The sequence below is a fragment of the Enterobacter genomosp. S genome, from assembly GCF_001631805.1.
GTDB lineage: Bacteria > Pseudomonadota > Gammaproteobacteria > Enterobacterales > Enterobacteriaceae > Enterobacter > Enterobacter quasihormaechei.
Genome location: NZ_LVVA01000024.1, coordinates 53,860 through 71,957 on the forward strand (window position 1 = coordinate 53,860; position 18,098 = coordinate 71,957).

Here is an 18,098-nt window from a genome sequence, read left to right on the forward strand (position 1 = left end):
AGTACGAAAATTATGATCAGGATCAATTTTGTCCTAAGCTGATACCTTTCAGCAGGGTTATTTTGTGCTAATTATTCCAGTGTTAAATAATTAAGTAACTATTGGAAGTGGCGCTATCATTGATTATACAAACGTTTAACATCATGAATTGATAACGTTTAGAACAGATTTCTGGTGAAGTGTGCGGCTAAAAAGCGTATCTTCAGCGCGGATTTATTATGACACGCTGTTTCTCCCTGGCCATGCTCAATTGCGGAGCTTAATGTGATTCAAACGCTCTTTGATTTCCCTACATATTTTAAGTTTTTTATCGGTTTGTTTGCGCTAGTCAACCCGGTAGGGATCATCCCTGTCTTTATTAGTATGACCAGCTATCAAACGGCCGCCGCAAGAAACAAAACCAACCTGACGGCAAACCTGTCGGTGGCTATCATCTTGCTGACCTCTCTTTATCTGGGGGACGCCATCCTTCAGGTCTTCGGCATCTCGATTGATTCGTTCCGAATAGCGGGTGGGATCCTGGTGGTGACAATTGCGATGTCGATGATCAGCGGCAAGCTGGGTGAGGATAAACAGAACAAGCAGGAGAAATCAGAGACCGCGATCCGCGAAAGCATCGGCGTAGTGCCGCTGGCATTGCCGCTGATGGCAGGCCCGGGGGCAATCAGCTCAACCATCGTCTGGGGAACGCGCTATCACAGCCTGATGCATCTGATTGGCTTTTCTGTCGCCATTGCGCTGTTCGCGCTGTGCTGTTGGGGCGTATTTCGCATGGCGCCATGGCTGGTTCGCTTGCTGGGTCAAACGGGCATCAACGTGATCACCCGTATCATGGGCCTGCTGTTAATGGCGTTGGGCATCGAATTTATCGTTACCGGTATAAAAAGCATATTCCCCGGATTATTACATTGACTTTCATTTGAAAGAGCGGAGCCGACGGCTCCGTTTTTTTACGTGATTATCAGCAAATCATATAAATAAAGTTGAATTACGGTCCAGCCATAATAAGTTCTACTAATAACGCTCTCTTGTTATTTTTCAAGAGGTTGTTTATTTTCAGCTTCCCCCTCTGCGCATAAATCCTTCGAACCCTCTGTTATTTTACTCACATGATACTCTGGGGCTTGCTGACAGATAACCGAAATGATATTAGTAATTTCGACGCTGACCCAGACGAATGTGCTAAATAATAACCAATTGTTAAATTTTCGTGAAAAATCGTTCAGATTGGTCATGGCATTACGCTCTCAGCGAGACAATCTTGTAATCGCTTGATTTTGAGTGTTTTTACTTTGTTTTGGTGGGGTTGGAGATTTATGGCTTAGATGAGCCAACCACCGTAAAAGAGAAATGCTTAACAAATTTGCAAAATGTATTGGCGAGAGTTGGCACCATTTGGTACTTTCCGGCCTTATATTTCGCAGCATTAATCAAGTTGATGAGAACTATTTTCATATAGACCTCGCGAAAGATATCCAATGCATCTCTCTGACAGGGGAGAGGTGTCAAGAATCGACGCAAGATCGCCGTACGAGCGGTCAGTAATAATGAAGTCGGTGATAGCAAGAAGTAAAAAAAGAACCTGACAGTAGCAAAAAAATCTCCTGCGCTGTACAGGCCCCGACAGGGGATTACACAACTGGCGAAGGCCAGTCATTATAATGAGTGGAGTATCAACACAATGTCCATCATCACAAAAAAAAGTCTGGTAGCGGCGGGGATTTTAACTGCGCTAATCGCGGGAAACGCTGCAATGGCTGCGGACGTTCCTGACGGTGTTCAGCTGGCTGAGAAGCAAGCGCTGGTGCGTAATAACGGTGCGGAAGTGCAGTCTCTCGATCCGCACAAAATTGAAGGTGTTCCAGAATCTAACGTTAACCGCGATCTGTTTGAAGGTCTGTTGGTGACTGACGTAGACGGCCACCCGGCGCCGGGCGTGGCGGAAAAATGGGACAATAAAGATTTTAAAGTCTGGACCTTCCATCTGCGTAAGGATGCCAAATGGTCCGACGGTACGCCGGTTACCGCCGAAGATTTCGTTTACAGCTGGCAGCGTCTGGCGGATCCGAATACCGCCTCCCCGTATGCGAGTTACCTTCAGTACGGTCATATTGCCAATATTGATGACATCATCACGGGCAAAAAGCCTGTTACCGATCTGGGCGTAAAAGCCATTGATGCCAACACCTTTGAAGTGACGTTGAGCGAGCCTGTTCCGTACTTCTATAAGCTGCTGGTTCACCCGTCTGTTTCCCCGGTACCAAAATCCGCTGTAGAGAAATTCGGTGAAAAATGGACGCAGCCTGCGAATATCGTGACCAACGGTGCGTACAAGCTGAAAAGCTGGGTCGTTAATGAACGTATGGTACTGGAGCGCAACCCGCAGTATTGGGATAACGCGAAGACCGTAATCAATCAGGTCACCTACCTGCCAATTTCTTCAGAAGTGACGGACGTCAACCGCTACCGCAGCGGTGAAATCGACATGACCTATAACAACATGCCGATTGAACTGTTCCAGAAGTTGAAAAAAGAGATCCCGAAAGAAGTGCACGTCGATCCTTATCTGTGCACCTACTACTACGAAATTAACAACCAGAAAGCACCATTCACCGACGTGCGCGTGCGTACCGCACTGAAGCTGGCCCTGGATCGCGATATTATCGTTAATAAAGTGAAGAATCAGGGCGACCTGCCAGCTTACAGCTACACTCCGCCTTATACCGACGGTATGAAACTGGTTGAGCCTGAATGGTTTAAATGGTCTCAGGAAAAACGTAACGAAGAAGCGAAAAAACTGCTGGCTGAAGCCGGGTACACTGCTGATAAGCCGCTGACGTTTAACCTGCTGTACAACACCTCGGATCTGCATAAAAAACTGGCTATCGCCGTGGCGTCAATCTGGAAGAAAAACCTGGGCGTGAACGTGAAGCTGGAAAACCAGGAATGGAAAACCTTCCTCGATACGCGCCACCAGGGAACGTTTGACGTGGCGCGCGCCGGCTGGTGTGCGGACTATAACGAACCGACCTCCTTCCTGAACACCATGCTCAGCGACAGCTCAAACAACACGGCACACTATAAGAGCCCGGCGTTTGATAAGCTGATTGGCGAGACCCTGAAAGTGGCAGACGACGCCCAGCGCGCCGATCTGTACGCGAAATCAGAACAACAGCTCGATAAAGACTCTGCGATCGTACCGGTTTACTACTACGTCAACGCCCGCCTGGTGAAACCGTGGGTAGGGGGTTATACCGGTAAAGACCCGTTGGATAATATTTCCGTTAAGAATCTTTATATTATCAAGCATTAATGGCAATACGTGGGGCGAGCGAGCTTGCCCCACTGTGTCTATTTTGTAACATTCATCAGGCACACGCCAGAAGGTACGGGCAATGTTGAAATTTATCCTGCGTCGCTGTCTTGAAGCGATTCCAACGTTATTTATTCTAATTACAATTTCCTTCTTCATGATGCGCCTTGCGCCGGGCAGTCCATTTACCGGTGAACGTACGCTGCCGCCAGAAGTCATGGCCAACATCGAAGCGAAATACCATTTAAACGATCCCATTACCACGCAGTACTTCAATTATCTGAAGCAACTTGCGCACGGTGATTTTGGACCGTCATTCAAATATAAAGACTATTCCGTTAACGACCTGGTGGCGTCCAGCTTCCCGGTATCGGCTAAATTAGGGGCTGCTGCTTTTATCCTGGCCGTTGTTCTCGGGGTCACTGCGGGCGTTATCGCCGCGCTAAAACAAAATACCCGATGGGATTATACCGTTATGGGGGTCGCAATGACCGGGGTGGTTATCCCCAGCTTCGTTGTCGCGCCGTTGCTGGTCATGATATTCGCCATCACCCTGAAATGGCTGCCCGGTGGCGGCTGGAACGGCGGGGCCCTGAAGTTCATGATACTGCCGATGGTGGCATTATCTCTGGCGTACATTGCCAGCATCGCGCGTATTACCCGCGGTTCAATGATTGAAGTTCTGCACTCGAACTTCATCCGTACCGCCCGTGCGAAAGGGCTGCCGATGCGCCGGATTATTTTCCGTCATGCACTCAAGCCTGCACTGTTACCGGTGCTCTCCTACATGGGGCCTGCTTTCGTCGGCATCATTACCGGTTCAATGGTAATCGAAACCATTTATGGCCTGCCGGGCATCGGACAGCTGTTTGTTAACGGGGCGCTTAACCGTGACTACTCGCTGGTGCTGAGCCTTACGATCCTCGTGGGCGCGCTGACCATTCTGTTTAATGCCGTTGTCGATGTGCTGTATGCCGTTATCGACCCGAAAATCCGTTACTAACTGGAGCACGCCATGATGTTGAGTAAGAAAAACAGCGAGGCGCTGGAAAACTTCAGTGAAAAGCTGGAGGTTGAAGGTCGTAGCCTTTGGCAGGACGCCCGCCGTCGTTTTATGCATAACCGCGCCGCCGTTGCCAGCCTGGTCGTGCTGGTGCTTATTGCGCTGTTCGTCACCCTGGCGCCAATGCTGTCGCAGTTCACCTATTTCGATACGGACTGGGGCATGATGTCCAGCGCGCCGGATATGGAATCCGGGCACTATTTTGGTACCGATTCATCCGGCCGTGACCTGCTGGTGCGCGTGGCGATCGGTGGCCGCATTTCCCTGATGGTCGGCATCGCGGCGGCGCTGGTGGCGGTAATCGTCGGTACGCTGTACGGTTCGCTTTCCGGTTACCTTGGCGGGAAAGTGGACTCCGTAATGATGCGTCTGCTTGAAATCCTGAACTCCTTCCCGTTCATGTTCTTCGTTATTCTGCTGGTGACCTTCTTTGGTCAAAATATCCTGCTGATTTTCGTGGCTATCGGGATGGTCTCCTGGCTGGACATGGCGCGTATTGTGCGCGGCCAGACGCTGAGCCTTAAACGTAAGGAGTTTATAGAAGCGGCACAGGTTGGTGGGGTTTCTACCGCCAATATCGTGGTGCGTCATATCGTTCCTAACGTGCTGGGCGTGGTAGTGGTGTACGCCTCCCTGCTGGTGCCAAGTATGATCCTGTTTGAATCCTTCCTGAGCTTCCTGGGATTAGGTACGCAAGAGCCGCTGAGCAGCTGGGGCGCGCTGTTAAGCGATGGCGCAAACTCCATGGAAGTATCACCGTGGTTACTGCTGTATCCGGCGGGCTTCCTGGTGGTCACTCTGTTCTGTTTCAACTTTATCGGCGATGGCCTGCGTGATGCCCTCGACCCGAAAGACCGTTAAGGAGCGCCGTCATGACCATTATTGAAACGGCAAGCGCGCCACAGGCGCAACAGCGATCCAGTGCACTGCTGGACGTGAAAGACCTCCGTGTGACGTTTAAAACCCCCGACGGCGATGTGACTGCCGTTAACGATCTCAACTTCGACCTGCGTGCCGGTGAAACGCTGGGCATTGTGGGCGAATCCGGGTCCGGTAAATCCCAGACCGCATTTGCGCTGATGGGCCTGCTGGCGTCAAACGGTGCGATCGGCGGTTCAGCGAAGTTCAACGGGAAAGAGATCCTGAATTTGCCGGAGCATGAGTTGAACAAGCTGCGCGCCGAGCAAATCTCAATGATTTTCCAGGATCCGATGACCTCCCTGAACCCCTATATGCGTGTGGGCGAGCAGTTGATGGAAGTGCTGATGCTCCACAAGGGCCTGGGCAAAGCCGAAGCGTTTGAAGAGTCTGTCAAAATGCTGGATGCGGTGAAAATGCCTGAGGCACGTAAGCGCATGCGCATGTATCCGCACGAGTTCTCCGGCGGGATGCGCCAGCGCGTCATGATCGCGATGGCGTTGCTTTGCCGGCCAAAACTGCTGATCGCGGATGAACCGACCACCGCCCTGGACGTGACCGTTCAGGCGCAGATCATGACGCTGCTGAACGAGCTTAAGCGTGAGTTCAACACCGCGATAATCATGATCACCCACGATTTGGGCGTCGTTGCCGGGATTTGCGACAAAGTGTTGGTCATGTATGCAGGCCGCACGATGGAGTACGGTAATGCACGCGATGTCTTCTACCAGCCAGCCCATCCGTACTCTATTGGCCTGCTGAATGCCGTACCGCGCCTTGATGCGGAAGGGGAGTCGCTGCTGACCATCCCGGGCAACCCGCCAAACCTGCTGCGTCTGCCGAAAGGTTGTCCGTTCCAGCCGCGTTGTCCGCACGCGATGGAAATTTGTAACAGCGCACCGCCGCTGGAAGCGTTTGCCCCAGGCCGTCTGCGCGCCTGCTTTAAGCCGCAGGAGGAGCTGGTATGAACGCAATCGACGAAAAAAGAAATGTGCTGCTCGAAATCGCTGACCTGAAGGTCCATTTCGATATCAAAGACGGCAAACAGTGGTTCTGGCAGCCTGCCAAAACCCTGAAAGCGGTGGATGGCGTTACGCTGCGCCTGTACGAAGGGGAAACCCTGGGCGTGGTGGGCGAATCCGGATGCGGCAAATCGACGTTTGCGCGTGCGATTATCGGCCTGGTGAAAGCCACCGACGGAAAAGTGGCCTGGCTGGGTAAAGATCTGCTGGGGATGAAGCCGGATGAGTGGCGCGACGTGCGCAGCGATATTCAGATGATTTTCCAGGATCCGCTGGCGTCCCTGAATCCGCGTATGACCATCGGTGAAATCATTGCCGAGCCGCTGCGTACCTATCATCCGAAGATGCCGCGTCAGGAAGTGCGCGACCGCGTGAAAGCGATGATGCTCAAGGTGGGTCTGTTGCCTAACCTCATCAACCGCTATCCGCACGAGTTTTCCGGCGGTCAGTGTCAGCGTATCGGCATCGCACGTGCGTTGATCCTTGAGCCGAAACTGATTATCTGTGATGAGCCGGTTTCGGCGCTGGACGTTTCCATTCAGGCTCAGGTTGTTAACCTGCTCCAGAAACTGCAACGGGAAATGGGGCTATCGCTGATCTTCATCGCCCACGATCTGGCGGTGGTAAAACACATTTCAGACCGTGTGCTGGTGATGTATCTGGGGCACGCCGTGGAGCTGGGCACCTATGACGAGGTGTACCACAATCCGCTGCATCCTTACACCAAAGCGCTGATGTCTGCGGTTCCCGTTCCGGATCCCGATCTGGAAAAGAATAAAACCATCCAGCTTCTGGAAGGCGAATTGCCTTCGCCGATTAACCCGCCTTCAGGCTGCGTATTCCGTACGCGGTGCCCCATCGCCGGGCCGGAATGTGCAAAAACGCGTCCGGTTCTGGAAGGCAGTTTCCGACATGCGGTTTCCTGCCTGAAAGTAGACCCGTTATAATCGCAAGGGCTGACACGATGTCAGCCCTTCTTTTTCGAGGTTAATGTGTCGCGATTACTCACGTCGGCCCGTCAGCGGCTGTATCATTTCTTATTTGATCCTGAAACGGTTTCCGGTCGCCGCTTCGAAGGACTGTGCGGTTTATTTGCGCTGATTAGCGTCATTATTATCTTTATCGAATCCGGCGCCGGCACGCAGTACCACATGACGTATGAGGAGTGGCACGTTTTTGTCTGGCTGGAATTAATCGTCACGCTGGTGTTTACCGCAGAATATGTGCTCAGGGTCATTAGCTGGCCAAATCCGGCAAAATACGTTTTTAGCTTTTGGGGTTTTATTGATTTAGCCACCATTCTGCCGCTGTACGTCATGTGGCTGTGGCCGGAAATAAGCCTGAACTATGTGTTTGCCTGGCGCGCAATGCGGGCGATTCGGGTGTTACGCATTCTGAAGCTGCTGCGCTTTATGCCATCGCTGCGGGTGTTTTGGGTCGCGATTGTCAGCGCCCGCCACCAGCTTATTCTCTTCTATTCGTTTATTGCCATCGTGATGATTGTTTTTGGCTCTCTGATGTATTTAATCGAAGGGCCGAAATACGGGTTTACCACGCTTAATGCTTCCGTTTACTGGGCCATCGTCACGGTAACGACCGTGGGCTACGGGGATATTACGCCGCATACGCCGCTCGGAAGAATTGTGGCATCCGTTCTGATCCTGATCGGCTATTCGGTGATAGCGATCCCGACGGGGTTAATTACCACCCACATGAGCAGCGCGTTTCAGGGCAGCAAACGGCAGCGTAAATGCACGAGGTGTCAGCAGGGGAATCATGAACCCGGCGCGCGGTTTTGTCACCGCTGTGGAAATGTCTTACCGGATTAATTAAAAAAGGCTGCGATGGCAGCCTTTTTTATTATTCGCGCCAGAGAATATGACACAGCTTGTGGTCTTTTTCGCGGCACAGCAGCACGCGCGCAAAGATGTCGTTAATTTCGCCGCCGTCTTCGTCCGCCAGGCCAATCACCACTTCGGCGAAGAAATCCGGGTTGAGGTCAAAATCGACGTGTTCGGCCCAGTCTTCAGACGGATCGAACAGCTCGGCGCCGCCACGCTCTTCAAATTGCAGGTTGAAAAGAATCACATCAGCCGGGTCGAGATTATCGACCGCCAGTTCGAGAAAAATATCGTAGGCCTGCTCGAGCGTTTCGTCTTCGGTCAGGCGATTGTTCAGATCCATTTCCATGATGACTACCTGTTAAACATCGTTGGGCACGTTTTACAGCAACGGACTAAAGAAGTAAAACAGTCGTTCGGCAATTCGCTGCCACAGCGGACGTTTCGCCCACAGCCTGGCGTCCAGCAGGCGTGAACGGGAAATATAATCGTCCTGAACCGCCGCCAGATCGCCGCCAAACCCGGCGTCATCGATGACCAGCGTAATTTCAAAATTCAGCCACAGGCTCCGCATATCGAGGTTGACGGTGCCCACCAGGCTCAGCTCTCCGTCCACCAGCACGCTCTTGGTATGCAGCAACCCGCCCTCGAACTGATAGATTTTCACGCCTGCGGCCAGCAGCTCGCTGAAGAACGCACGGCTTGCCCACCCGACCAGCAGGGAATCGTTCTTGCGCGGCATAATAATGCTCACATCCACTCCGCGCTGCGCCGCCGTACAGATGGCATGCAGAAGGTCGTCGCTGGGAACGAAATAGGGCGTGGTCATGATCAGATATTCACGTGCTGAGTACGCGGCGGTAAGCAGTGCCTGATGGATCAGATCTTCCGGGAAGCCAGGACCGGAGGCAATGGTATGAATAGTGTGCCCGCTGGCTTCCTCAAACGGCATGATATTGCCGTCCGGCGGCGGGGGAAGAATGCGTTTGCCGGTTTCAATTTCCCAGTCGCAGGAGTAGACGATGCCCATAGACGTTGCCACCGGGCCTTCCATGCGAGCCATCAAATCAATCCATTGCCCCACGCCGGAATCCTGTTTGAAGAAGCGGGGGTCAACCATATTCATGCTGCCGGTGTAAGCGATATAGTTATCGATCAGAACCATTTTTCGGTGCTGGCGGAGATCCATGCGCCGCAGAAATACGCGGAAAAGATTCACCTTCAACGCCTCGACCACCTCGATACCGGCATTGCGCATCATGCCGGCCCACGGACTGCGGAAAAAGGCCACGCTGCCGGCGGAGTCCAGCATCAGGCGGCAATGGATACCGCGACGTGCAGCCGCCATCAGCGATTCGGCTACCTGGTCCGCCATGCCGCCCGGCTGCCAGATGTAAAACACAATCTCGATATTATGTCGGGCAAGTTGAATGTCCCGGATCAGCGCCTGCATCACATCATCGGAAGAGGTCATCAACTGGAGCTGGTTGCCTTTTACACCGGCGATCCCCTGGCGGCGTTCGCACAGCTTGAACAGGGATGACGCCACGCTGCTGTTTTCTTCGGCGAAGATATGCTTGCAGGCTTTGAGATCGGCAAGCCATTTCGCCGTGGAGGGCCACATGGCGCGGGCGCGTTCGGCCCGGCGTTTACCCAGATGAAGTTCACCAAAAGAGAGATAGGCGATTATGCCCACCAGCGGGAGAATGTAGATAATCAGAAGCCAGGCCATGGCGGAAGGGACCGCTCTGCGCTTCATCAGAATGCGCAACGTCACCCCGGCAATTAACAGCCAGTATCCTAAAATGACCAGCCAACTCACCACGGTGTAGAAGGTTGTCATAAATAAAAAATCCTTTTGAAAGCGTATTGTTATGAGTTTACGCATCAGGATTCATCTGGCAAATAAAAACGGCAGATAAAAGCGCTGGTTTGCCGCCCGCTTAGGCTTATAATGGCATCTCTGTTAGAGAAAGAGTTGTAGACATGAAGCGCAGTAGAACTGAAGTCGGGCGCTGGCGCATGTTGCGACAGGTGAGTCGTCGTAAGGCTCGTTGGCTGGAAGCACAATCCCGCCGCAATATGCGTATCCACGCCATCAGAAAATGTGGGCTGAACAGACACCGTAATGCGCTGTTGTTCGCGGTCCAGGACATCTGATAACCCTGAGGGCACCGAAAGGTGCCCGTTGTTTAACTGACGCGGTCTGCGGCTTTAACGGTATACAGTTTCAGATTTCGGGAATATCGACGTTGCGGCGATATTCCCTTTGTTTTGAGCAAAAGGAGTGAGACGTGTTTGCGGAGTTTGGTGTACTGAATTTCTGGACTTATGTTGTCGGCGCATTTTTTATCGTGCTGGTTCCAGGACCGAACACCTTGTTTGTGCTAAAAACAGGGATTGGCCACGGCGTAAAAAAAGGGTATCTGGCCGCCACCGGTGTATTTATTGGTGATGCGGTGCTGATGTTTCTGGCCTGGGCGGGCGTCGCCGCGCTGATCCAGACCACGCCGGTGTTATTCAACATTGTCCGCTACCTCGGGGCGTTTTACCTGCTGTGGCTGGGTGGGAAAATGCTCTGGTCCGTTATTAACCGTCAGAATAATACACATGATAACAGCGCCGAACCGGCAAGCGCGATCCTCAAGCGTTCGCTGGTATTGAGCCTGACGAACCCGAAAGCGATTCTCTTTTACGTGTCGTTCTTCGTCCAGTTCATCGATGTAAACGCGAAGAATACCGGCACGTCGTTCCTGATCCTCGCCACAACGCTTGAGCTGATTAGCTTCATTTACATGAGCTTCCTGATTTTCTCAGGCGCGTTTGTGACGCGTTACCTTAAAACCAAAAAGAAACTGGCGAAGCTGGGGAATGGGCTGATCGGTCTGCTGTTTGTCGGCTTTGCGGCGAGGCTGGCGTCGCTGCACTGAATGAAGAAAAGGCTCCTGCGGGAGCCTTTCTTTTAGAACACTTTTTTATACGGACGAACCGTGACTTTCTCGTACACGCCGGCTGCGACGTACGGGTCTGCTTCTGCCCACGCCTGCGCGGCTTCCAGAGATTCAAACTCGGCAATCACCGTGGAGCCGGTAAAACCTGCCGCTCCCGGATCGTTGCTGTCAACGGCAGGCATCGGGCCCGCGGTCAGCAAACGGCCTTCATCCTGTAGCAACTGTAAGCGCGCCAGATGGGCAGGGCGAACGGAAAGACGTTTTTCCAGAGAATCATGTACATCTTCAGCGTAAATCACGTAAAGCACGGCAAAGCTCCTTAACCGGTGAAAGTGACAATAACGTTATGTGAAAGCACAAATGACTGCAATGTAAAGATAATCACATTGTTAAAACCCTGATCTGGATGCCCCTTTTTTGCCCGCTTACGCGCTTAAATTGCGCCAGGACAAAGTGTCTTATTGAATATGATTGCTATTTGCATTTAAAATCGAAGTTCGGTTTTTTAACGTTGATGATTATGACTTCGATGACCCTTGATTTACCTCGCCGCTTTCCATGGCCGACGCTGCTTTCCGTCGTTATTCACGGTGCTGTCGTGGCGGGTCTACTCTATACCTCGGTTCATCAGGTTATTGAAATGCCGGCGCCAGCGCAGCCAATTTCTGTGACCATGGTATCGCCTGCGGATCTTGAGCCGCCGCAGGTTGCGCCGCCACCACCACAGCCCGTTGTTGAACCGGAGCCGGAACCCGAGCCTGTTCCTGAACCGCCGAAAGAAGCGCCGGTGGTGATCCATAAGCCAGAGCCAAAACCTAAACCAAAACCGAAGCCAAAACCCAAGCCGGTTAAAAAGGTCGAAGAGCGTCCTAAACGTGAAGTGCGTCCGGTAGAGCCTCGCGCCACGCAACCAGTAGAAAATGCCGCTCCGTCGCGTCCGATGATGAACAACACCGCGACAGCGACGAAACCGACGGTAACCGCACCAGCGGGCCCGCGCGCGCTGAGCCGTAATCAGCCGCAGTACCCGGCGCGCGCGCAGGCGTTACGCATTGAGGGGCGCGTAAGGGTGAAATTTGACGTCACCGCTGACGGTCGCGTTGATAACGTGCAAATCCTCTCCGCACAGCCGGCGAATATGTTTGAACGTGAAGTGAAATCGGCCATGCGCAGATGGCGCTACGAGGCCGGTAAACCCGGCAGCGGGCTGGTTGTGAACATTGTCTTCCGCCTGAACGGCGGGGCGCAAATGGAATAACGGCTAAAAAAGCCTCCGCAAGGAGGCTTTTTTTATACCTGAAGCTTAGCTCCGGGGAAGCTGGCGCGGTTTACCGTCGCTATCCACCGCCACATAGATGAACAATGCCTCCGTCGCCTTATAGCGCTGACCAATCGGTTCAGAAAAGACTTTTTTTACCCATACTTCAATGTTGATGGAGATAGAGGTATTGCCGCGTTTTACGCAGCGCGCGTAACAGCAAACCACATCTCCAACCGCAACCGGACGCAGGAAGGTCATACCATCAACCCGGACGGTGACTACGCGCCCGTGTGCAATCTCTTTAGCCAGAATTGCGCCGCCCATATCCATTTGCGACATTAGCCAGCCGCCAAAAATATCGCCATTGGCATTGGTGTCAGCGGGCATTGCCAGTGTGCGTAAAACCAGTTCGCCCTGTGGGGCGTCAATCGTTGTCATTGTTTTTAAACTCGTAACTGAAGACTTCAGGCGGGATGCTACTATGATTTCTGGCTGGAGAGAATAGGGATAGCGCCCGCAGCGCGGGCGCCTGAGGGTCAGAAGGACATGGTTACGCCAGCGTAATACGCGCGGCCCGGTTCGTTATAGGTCGATGCACCGTCATTTTCACGGTAAATCTGCTTGTCAAAGAGGTTGCTGATGCCGGCATTCAGGCGCAGGTTTTTGGTCAGCTGATAATTACTGCCGATACCCACGATGGAATACGCGCCGATCTCTCTGTTGGACATCGCATTCTCCTCTTTGCGGATCTCAGCGCTCTCTCTGGGCTTCTGGCGGCCGTACATCGTCCAGCTTACGTTGGCTGAAAGCTTGCTGTTAACCTCCCAGTCCAGCATGGTATTGACGGTGTATTTGGGGATAATCGACAGCGGGTTGCCGGTATCTTTACTTTCAGACTGGATCATATATGTCGCATTGGTTCGCCAGGTCAGCGTATCGCGAATAACCGGCACGGTGAGGTTGCCTTCCAGCCCTTCAACAACGGCCTTGCCGCCGTTCTCCCATTGCAGAATATTTACGCCGCTGCTTGTCTGCCCCAGCACGTCCGTTCCTGAAACGATTTTGTTTTTGTAATCGTTGCGGAACCAGGTAATCCCAGCCTCGTAGCCTTCCAGTGCAAAGGCCAGGCCGATCTCTTTGTTCACGCTGATTTCCGGATTCAGATCCGGGTTGCCTAACAGGTAGCAGCTTCCCTCGGAAATGTTGTTCGGACAACCGTTCCCGCGGGTGGAAAGCAGGTAGCCTTCGCTGGACTGATACAGGTTCGGCGCTTTAAATACCCGAGCGATACCCGCCTTGGCCTTGAACATGTCGCCTAAATCCTGTGAAACGTTAAGGCTTGGGCTCCAGTTGCTGCCAAATTTATTGTGATAATCGAAGCGGATCCCCGGGATCAGGTTGGTACCCTGACGCGCTTCAATATTGTCCTCAAGATAGATCCCGGTGAGATCGGCGCTGTTTTTGCTGTTGCGCTCGGAAGCGGTGCCGGAAACGCCGTTAATCACTTCTCCCGACACGTCGGTCGCCTGCATTGACGCCGGGTCGTTGAGCTCATCGCGGTTCCACTCCGCGCCGATGGTCAGCGTCTGGTCCACCAGCCAGAACAGCGGAATGTTCAGCTCGCCTGTGGAACGGTACGACTCAAGCCGGCTGGTGTCATACTTGTCGCTGTTGATCATACCCTCAACTCTGCCCGTCGACCCTTCCTGCAAGCGGGTGTTGTTGGTCTTCTCGTAATAGACGCCAAACTTCGACTGGCCCCAGTCCCAGATGCCGTTGTGCGTAATGCCGTATGACTGGCGGTACATACGGTTAGTTTCGTGACCGTACAGGGACGACACCAGGCCACCGGGGCTGACGTTACCGTTGCTGTACTGCGTATCGCCCGCGTAGATATTGCCCTGGCGGCTGTAGCTGTAGTCGAAGTCGATAATTTGCTGCGGCGTGAGTTTCCAGGAGAGAAGGGCGTTGATGTCTTTGTTACGTACGCCTTCGCGTCCGGCGGCGTAAGAGCCGTTTTGCGCGGTGTTAATGTCCTCGGCGTCCGCGTCGGTTTTATTGATGTTCCCGTAAAGGCGCATCGTTAACGCATCGTCTGCGAGAGGACCGCTCAGATCGAAGTTAGCGCGTTTAGTCGCTCCCTCTTTATCATTTTCAGGCTGGTTGGTGTAAAGCGAGAGCGAGCCGTGCCAGTCGTTGGTCGGGCGTTTGGTAATGATGTTGACGACGCCACCGGCAGCCCCGGAGCCATAGCGAGCAGCGGCAGGCCCGCGGAGCACTTCAATGCGCTCGACCATTTCTGGCGGAACCCAGTTAGTGTCCCCGCGGGTGTCGCGCTCGCCGCGCCAGCTATAGCGCACCGAGTTACGGGACGTCACCGGTACGCCGTCAATCAGGATCAGGGTATTTTCCGGCCCCATACCGCGAATATCGATCTGGCGGTTGTTGCCGCGGCTGCCCGTCGCGCTGTTGCCGGTGAGGTTTACCCCGGGCATTTTACGAATGATTTCAGAAAGATCGTTTACCGGCGGGTCCTTTTCGATGTCCTTTGCTGTAATAACGGAGACGCCAGGCTGCTGCTTCAGCGCCTCTTCAGCCGTCGCCTGAACCACCATGGTTTCACCGTCGTCGAGAGTCTCTTCTGCTGCGTGCGCGCCCTGGCCCAGTGCCGCAAGGATGGCCAACGTAAGTGAAGCGGGGGCAAATCTTATTATGCTTTTCATCAACTCATTTCCATTTGTTAAAATGCGATGACGAATATTAATGATAGTGATTCTCATTACAATGAGAAGAGAGCAATCTCCATAAAATCTTCATGATTCGGTCATTTTTGAAGAAGGGGGGCGGAATGTGAACGAAAAGTGAAAAAAGGCCAGATCGCATTGCGATCTGGCCCGAAGGGTTACTGCTTATCGTCCTGCGGCATGTGCCGATAGATGTACACGCCGCTTAGCAGCGTAAACACGAGCGTCAGGGCCGTCAGGCCAAATACCTTGAAGTTGACCCAGATATTTTGTGGCAGCCAGAAGGCGATGTAGATATTGGCAAGACCGCACAGGATAAAGAACAGCGCCCAGGCCAGGTTCAGACGCCCCCAGACTGCCTGCGGCAACGTCAGCTCTTTGCCCAGCATGCGCTGGATCAGCGGCTTTTTCATCACCCATTGGCTGATAAGCAGCGCGCCCGCAAACAGGCCATAAATCACCGTGACCTTCCACTTGATGAATTCATCATTGTGGAAGAACAGCGTCAGGCCGCCAAATACCGCCACCATCAGGAAGGTGATGAGCGCCATCTTCTCAACCTTGCGGTAGCGAACCCAGCTATAAATCAGCACCACAGCCGTGGCCACAATCAGCGCCAGCGTGCCGGCGTAAATGTCGTACAGCTTATAAAAAGCGAAAAATACGATCAGCGGTAAAAAATCAAGAAACTGCTTCATTCTGCGATCCCGGTTACTGACGAATTAACATGTACAGGCGGAACAAATAGACCAGCAGCACGGCTGAAATCAGGTTGCTCAGCGTATTGGCGACAACCGCACCGACGTTTGGCGTTAATACCGCAAAATTCGGCGCAAACAGCAGTAGCAGCGTTTTGGCCAGCAACCAGCTGATAACGGCCGGCGCGACCAGTCGCATATTTGCCCACGCGAGCCTGATGCTGCTACGCATGGCAGTGAAAATGCCCATTTTGTCCTGCACAACCATTACTGGCGCGAATGAAAGAACGATAGCCAGCAGCACGCCCGGAACGACAACCAGCATTATCCCCATCTGGACCAGCAGCGTAGTAAGGAAGATGAGGATAAACAGCTTCGGCAGCACCGGCGCGCTGGCGCCGATTGCACGTAACGCGCTGACGCGTTGCCCGGCAGACACCAGCTGGATCATCAGCAGCACGCCACCCGCCAGAATGGCATTGCCAATCAGGCCCGAGAAGGTAGATGCCGCAGAGGCGCGCAGCAAGATTTGCTGTTGCTCTGGCGTCATATTCTGCACAAGGTCAAACAACCCCGCGCTGCCTGCAAGATGATCCCCCTGGCTCAGCGTGGCAATCTGTTCATCACTGGGTGAGAACGCATGACCCAGCACCACCGTAATAAAGGCGCACAACAACGCGATCAGTAAAAAGGTAATGAACTGATTGCGGAAAAAATTTCCCGTGTCACGGTAGACAGACTTCGCCGTGATAGACATGCACTCTCCTTGAGTATTGCAGGTGTTAATTAGCCGGCAATTGTACACCGGATATGGCGCTGGTGGCAGCATCAAGGCTTGTATGGAAAAGCATATCTTTGTAAAGCTGCAAAAGAAGGACCCACCCAATCAGACTGTGAGAGCGAGAAATTGTCCAGCCGCTACTGCAAGCGCAAGTGAGGAAAAGCAGAAATTTTTGTTACCGAGAAATGCCAGAAATTGACGTGGTAACAACTTATTGCTTTATATGGCGTCACCAAAAATTAACCTAGATCAATGAATGTTAACTTACTGGTTTTAATGTGATCTGTGTTAGATCACTTATTACTCTTTTGTGAGTATATTCTCCTCCGCAATTAAAACCACAACGATGGAGTGGATATGAAAAAATTAGCGGTGGCAGCCCTTATCTTAAGCAGTCTCTCTGGCGGCGCGTACGCGCATGAAGCAGGTGAATTCTTTATTCGTGCCGGTTCGGCAACGGTGCGCCCAACGGAAGGCTCAGACAGCGTACTGGGGATGGGCGGTTTCAACGTCAGCAATAATACTCAGCTAGGCTTGACCTTTACCTATATGGCAACGGATAACGTGGGCGTTGAGCTTCTTGCCGCCACGCCGTTTCGTCACCGCGTCGGTTTGGGACCGACCGGAGACATTGCCACGGTGCACCATTTGCCGCCAACGCTGATGGCGCAATGGTACTTTGGGGATTCCAGCAGCAAGGTGCGCCCCTATATTGGCGCGGGCGTTAACTACACCACCTTCTTTGACGAGAAATTTAACGATACCGGGAAAGCGGCCGGGCTCTCCGACCTTAGCCTGAAGGACTCCTGGGGCGTGGCGGGGCAGGTGGGGCTGGACTATCTGATCAACCGCGACTGGCTGATCAACGCCTCGGTCTGGTACATGGATATTGATACCGACGTTCGCTTCAAGGCGGGCGGAGAGCAGCACAGTATCAGTACCCGTCTGGATCCGTGGGTGTTTATGTTCTCTGCGGGTTACCGTTTCTGATTCGGTAAAAACTGGCCGCACAGCGGCCAGTGCCGGGCGTCAAAAGGACGGATAAACGGGGCGTTCGTCCAGCTTCATGCAGTGCCTGAGCGTCGATTCGCCATCATACAGGTAGCTGAATGCATCGCGTGAAATGGAGTGGAACAGAACATCCCCGTTTGCAAAGGGAATAATTTCGGTATCGCCGACACGCTTATGGCCAGCGCCGGTTTCAAAATGCCCGGGCCACTTTTCCTGGGTGTGGTCGTAGACGTGCAGAATAATTTCGACCAGGCCGCGTTCCGGGCAGTTCAGCCGCAAAAACGTCGATGAGAAATTCAAAGACGAAGCGTGAAACGAGAGGAAAACAAGCAAAAATACAAAACATCTAAAAAACATCAATGCATCAAAACCCTACTCAAACCAGACGTAAGATTTTACTTAAGTGTAAATCTTTCCTGTTGCTGTGGATCAATAAGAGTTAAATTTCAAAAGCCTATGTTAAGTCTTCCTCGCCTTGTGTTCTCGCGGGGACGA

At 52.8% G+C, this 18,098-nt stretch carries 19 protein-coding genes and 1 pseudogene; 11 read left to right on the forward strand and 9 right to left on the reverse strand.

Annotation, left to right across the window (positions count from 1 at the left end):
- Positions 1 to 264 precede the first annotated feature (264 nt).
- From A3466_RS21375 to A3466_RS21405, 7 genes are all read left to right on the forward strand, one after another.
- Entirely contained in the window at positions 265 to 912 is a 648-nt protein-coding gene (locus tag A3466_RS21375) for a YchE family NAAT transporter (protein WP_063452247.1), read from the forward strand.
- A 769-nt stretch (positions 913 to 1,681) separates the two neighbouring features.
- Positions 1,682 to 3,313 (forward strand): oligopeptide ABC transporter substrate-binding protein OppA, encoded by a 1,632-nt coding sequence (oppA, locus tag A3466_RS21380; RefSeq protein WP_063452248.1) that lies wholly within the window; start codon positions 1,682 to 1,684, stop codon positions 3,311 to 3,313.
- Between the two features lie 82 nt (positions 3,314 to 3,395).
- Positions 3,396 to 4,316, forward strand: coding sequence for an oligopeptide ABC transporter permease OppB (gene oppB / locus A3466_RS21385; RefSeq protein WP_063452249.1), 921 nt, complete (start codon positions 3,396 to 3,398; stop codon positions 4,314 to 4,316).
- A 12-nt stretch (positions 4,317 to 4,328) separates the two neighbouring features.
- Positions 4,329 to 5,237, forward strand: a complete 909-nt coding sequence (gene oppC, locus A3466_RS21390; protein WP_003856740.1) for an oligopeptide ABC transporter permease OppC — start codon at positions 4,329 to 4,331, stop codon at positions 5,235 to 5,237.
- Positions 5,238 to 5,248: 11 nt separating this feature from the next.
- The gene (locus A3466_RS21395; RefSeq protein WP_063452250.1) at positions 5,249 to 6,262 is read left to right on the forward strand and encodes an ABC transporter ATP-binding protein; all 1,014 of its coding nucleotides are present in this window, start codon (positions 5,249 to 5,251) and stop codon (positions 6,260 to 6,262) included.
- Positions 6,259 to 7,263, forward strand: coding sequence for a murein tripeptide/oligopeptide ABC transporter ATP-binding protein OppF (oppF, locus tag A3466_RS21400; protein ID WP_003856743.1), 1,005 nt, complete (start codon positions 6,259 to 6,261; stop codon positions 7,261 to 7,263). Before A3466_RS21395 ends, oppF begins: the two co-directional genes overlap by 4 nt.
- Before the next feature lie 45 nt (positions 7,264 to 7,308).
- The gene (locus A3466_RS21405; protein ID WP_063452251.1) at positions 7,309 to 8,145 is read left to right on the forward strand and encodes an ion transporter; all 837 of its coding nucleotides are present in this window, start codon (positions 7,309 to 7,311) and stop codon (positions 8,143 to 8,145) included.
- A 31-nt stretch (positions 8,146 to 8,176) separates the two neighbouring features.
- On the opposite strand, the gene A3466_RS21410 is transcribed toward A3466_RS21405, so the two are convergent.
- Complete coding sequence (locus A3466_RS21410; protein WP_006810881.1) at positions 8,177 to 8,506, reverse strand: HI1450 family dsDNA-mimic protein; 330 nt, start codon at positions 8,504 to 8,506, stop codon at positions 8,177 to 8,179.
- 33 nt (positions 8,507 to 8,539) lie between these two features.
- On the reverse strand, positions 8,540 to 10,000 hold the full coding sequence (gene cls, locus A3466_RS21415) for a cardiolipin synthase (protein WP_063452252.1): 1,461 nt from the start codon (positions 9,998 to 10,000) through the stop codon (positions 8,540 to 8,542).
- Positions 10,001 to 10,143: 143 nt separating this feature from the next.
- Between cls and A3466_RS23380 the strand changes: the two genes are divergently transcribed.
- Both A3466_RS23380 and leuE read left to right on the forward strand, forming a co-directional pair.
- Positions 10,144 to 10,317: a YciY family protein gene (locus tag A3466_RS23380; RefSeq protein ID WP_017384232.1), complete on the forward strand. Its 174-nt coding sequence runs from the start codon at positions 10,144 to 10,146 to the stop codon at positions 10,315 to 10,317.
- A 134-nt stretch (positions 10,318 to 10,451) separates the two neighbouring features.
- Positions 10,452 to 11,087 carry a leucine efflux protein LeuE gene (leuE, locus tag A3466_RS21420; protein ID WP_063452253.1) on the forward strand — a complete coding sequence of 212 codons (636 nt, stop codon included), beginning with the start codon at positions 10,452 to 10,454 and terminating at the stop codon, positions 11,085 to 11,087.
- A gap of 32 nt (positions 11,088 to 11,119) precedes the next feature.
- On the opposite strand, the gene A3466_RS21425 is transcribed toward leuE, so the two are convergent.
- On the reverse strand, positions 11,120 to 11,416 hold the full coding sequence (locus A3466_RS21425) for a YciI family protein (protein ID WP_063452254.1): 297 nt from the start codon (positions 11,414 to 11,416) through the stop codon (positions 11,120 to 11,122).
- 221 nt (positions 11,417 to 11,637) lie between these two features.
- Here A3466_RS21425 and tonB point away from each other — a divergent pair, with 221 nt between their 5' ends.
- Entirely contained in the window at positions 11,638 to 12,366 is a 729-nt protein-coding gene (gene tonB, locus A3466_RS21430) for a TonB system transport protein TonB (RefSeq protein WP_074161123.1), read from the forward strand.
- 45 nt (positions 12,367 to 12,411) lie between these two features.
- Here the strand turns inward: tonB and yciA are convergent, their stop codons facing one another.
- From yciA to A3466_RS23275, 5 genes and pseudogenes are all read right to left on the reverse strand, one after another.
- Positions 12,412 to 12,807, reverse strand: a complete 396-nt coding sequence (gene yciA, locus A3466_RS21435) for an acyl-CoA thioester hydrolase YciA (RefSeq protein WP_063452256.1) — start codon at positions 12,805 to 12,807, stop codon at positions 12,412 to 12,414.
- A 98-nt stretch (positions 12,808 to 12,905) separates the two neighbouring features.
- Positions 12,906 to 15,092, reverse strand: coding sequence for a TonB-dependent siderophore receptor (locus tag A3466_RS21440; RefSeq protein WP_063452257.1), 2,187 nt, complete (start codon positions 15,090 to 15,092; stop codon positions 12,906 to 12,908).
- Positions 15,093 to 15,271: 179 nt separating this feature from the next.
- Positions 15,272 to 15,811, reverse strand: a complete 540-nt coding sequence (locus tag A3466_RS21445; RefSeq protein ID WP_063452258.1) for a septation protein A — start codon at positions 15,809 to 15,811, stop codon at positions 15,272 to 15,274.
- Between the two features lie 13 nt (positions 15,812 to 15,824).
- Positions 15,825 to 16,568 carry a YciC family protein gene (locus A3466_RS21450; protein ID WP_045347760.1) on the reverse strand — a complete coding sequence of 248 codons (744 nt, stop codon included), beginning with the start codon at positions 16,566 to 16,568 and terminating at the stop codon, positions 15,825 to 15,827.
- Between the two features lie 25 nt (positions 16,569 to 16,593).
- Positions 16,594 to 16,674, reverse strand: a pseudogene (locus tag A3466_RS23275) (YkgJ family cysteine cluster protein); the annotation flags it as partial.
- Between the two features lie 275 nt (positions 16,675 to 16,949).
- On the opposite strand from A3466_RS23275, the gene ompW reads away from it, so the two are divergent.
- Positions 16,950 to 17,582, forward strand: coding sequence for an outer membrane protein OmpW (gene ompW, locus A3466_RS21455; protein ID WP_063452259.1), 633 nt, complete (start codon positions 16,950 to 16,952; stop codon positions 17,580 to 17,582).
- Positions 17,583 to 17,621: 39 nt separating this feature from the next.
- Here ompW and A3466_RS21460 read toward each other — a convergent pair whose 3' ends face one another.
- Positions 17,622 to 17,903 (reverse strand): hypothetical protein, encoded by a 282-nt coding sequence (locus tag A3466_RS21460; protein WP_369750612.1) that lies wholly within the window; start codon positions 17,901 to 17,903, stop codon positions 17,622 to 17,624.
- Positions 17,904 to 18,098 lie beyond the last annotated feature (195 nt).

Bases quoted from the DNA above. Each gene is read 5' to 3' on its own strand.
- oppA (WP_063452248.1), top strand. From the start codon at position 1,682: ATGTCCATCATCACAAAAAAAAGTCTGGTAGCGGCGGGGATTTTAACT.
- oppB (WP_063452249.1), top strand. From the start codon at position 3,396: ATGTTGAAATTTATCCTGCGTCGCTGTCTTGAAGCGATTCCAACGTTA.
- oppC (WP_003856740.1), top strand. From the start codon at position 4,329: ATGATGTTGAGTAAGAAAAACAGCGAGGCGCTGGAAAACTTCAGTGAA.
- A3466_RS21395 (WP_063452250.1), top strand. From the start codon at position 5,249: ATGACCATTATTGAAACGGCAAGCGCGCCACAGGCGCAACAGCGATCC.
- oppF (WP_003856743.1), top strand. From the start codon at position 6,259: ATGAACGCAATCGACGAAAAAAGAAATGTGCTGCTCGAAATCGCTGAC.
- A3466_RS21410 (WP_006810881.1), bottom strand. From the start codon at position 8,506: ATGGAAATGGATCTGAACAATCGCCTGACCGAAGACGAAACGCTCGAG.
- cls (WP_063452252.1), bottom strand. From the start codon at position 10,000: ATGACAACCTTCTACACCGTGGTGAGTTGGCTGGTCATTTTAGGATAC.
- A3466_RS23380 (WP_017384232.1), top strand. From the start codon at position 10,144: ATGAAGCGCAGTAGAACTGAAGTCGGGCGCTGGCGCATGTTGCGACAG.
- tonB (WP_074161123.1), top strand. From the start codon at position 11,638: ATGACCCTTGATTTACCTCGCCGCTTTCCATGGCCGACGCTGCTTTCC.
- yciA (WP_063452256.1), bottom strand. From the start codon at position 12,807: ATGACAACGATTGACGCCCCACAGGGCGAACTGGTTTTACGCACACTG.
- A3466_RS21440 (WP_063452257.1), bottom strand. From the start codon at position 15,092: ATGAAAAGCATAATAAGATTTGCCCCCGCTTCACTTACGTTGGCCATC.
- A3466_RS21445 (WP_063452258.1), bottom strand. From the start codon at position 15,811: ATGAAGCAGTTTCTTGATTTTTTACCGCTGATCGTATTTTTCGCTTTT.
- A3466_RS21450 (WP_045347760.1), bottom strand. From the start codon at position 16,568: ATGTCTATCACGGCGAAGTCTGTCTACCGTGACACGGGAAATTTTTTC.
- ompW (WP_063452259.1), top strand. From the start codon at position 16,950: ATGAAAAAATTAGCGGTGGCAGCCCTTATCTTAAGCAGTCTCTCTGGC.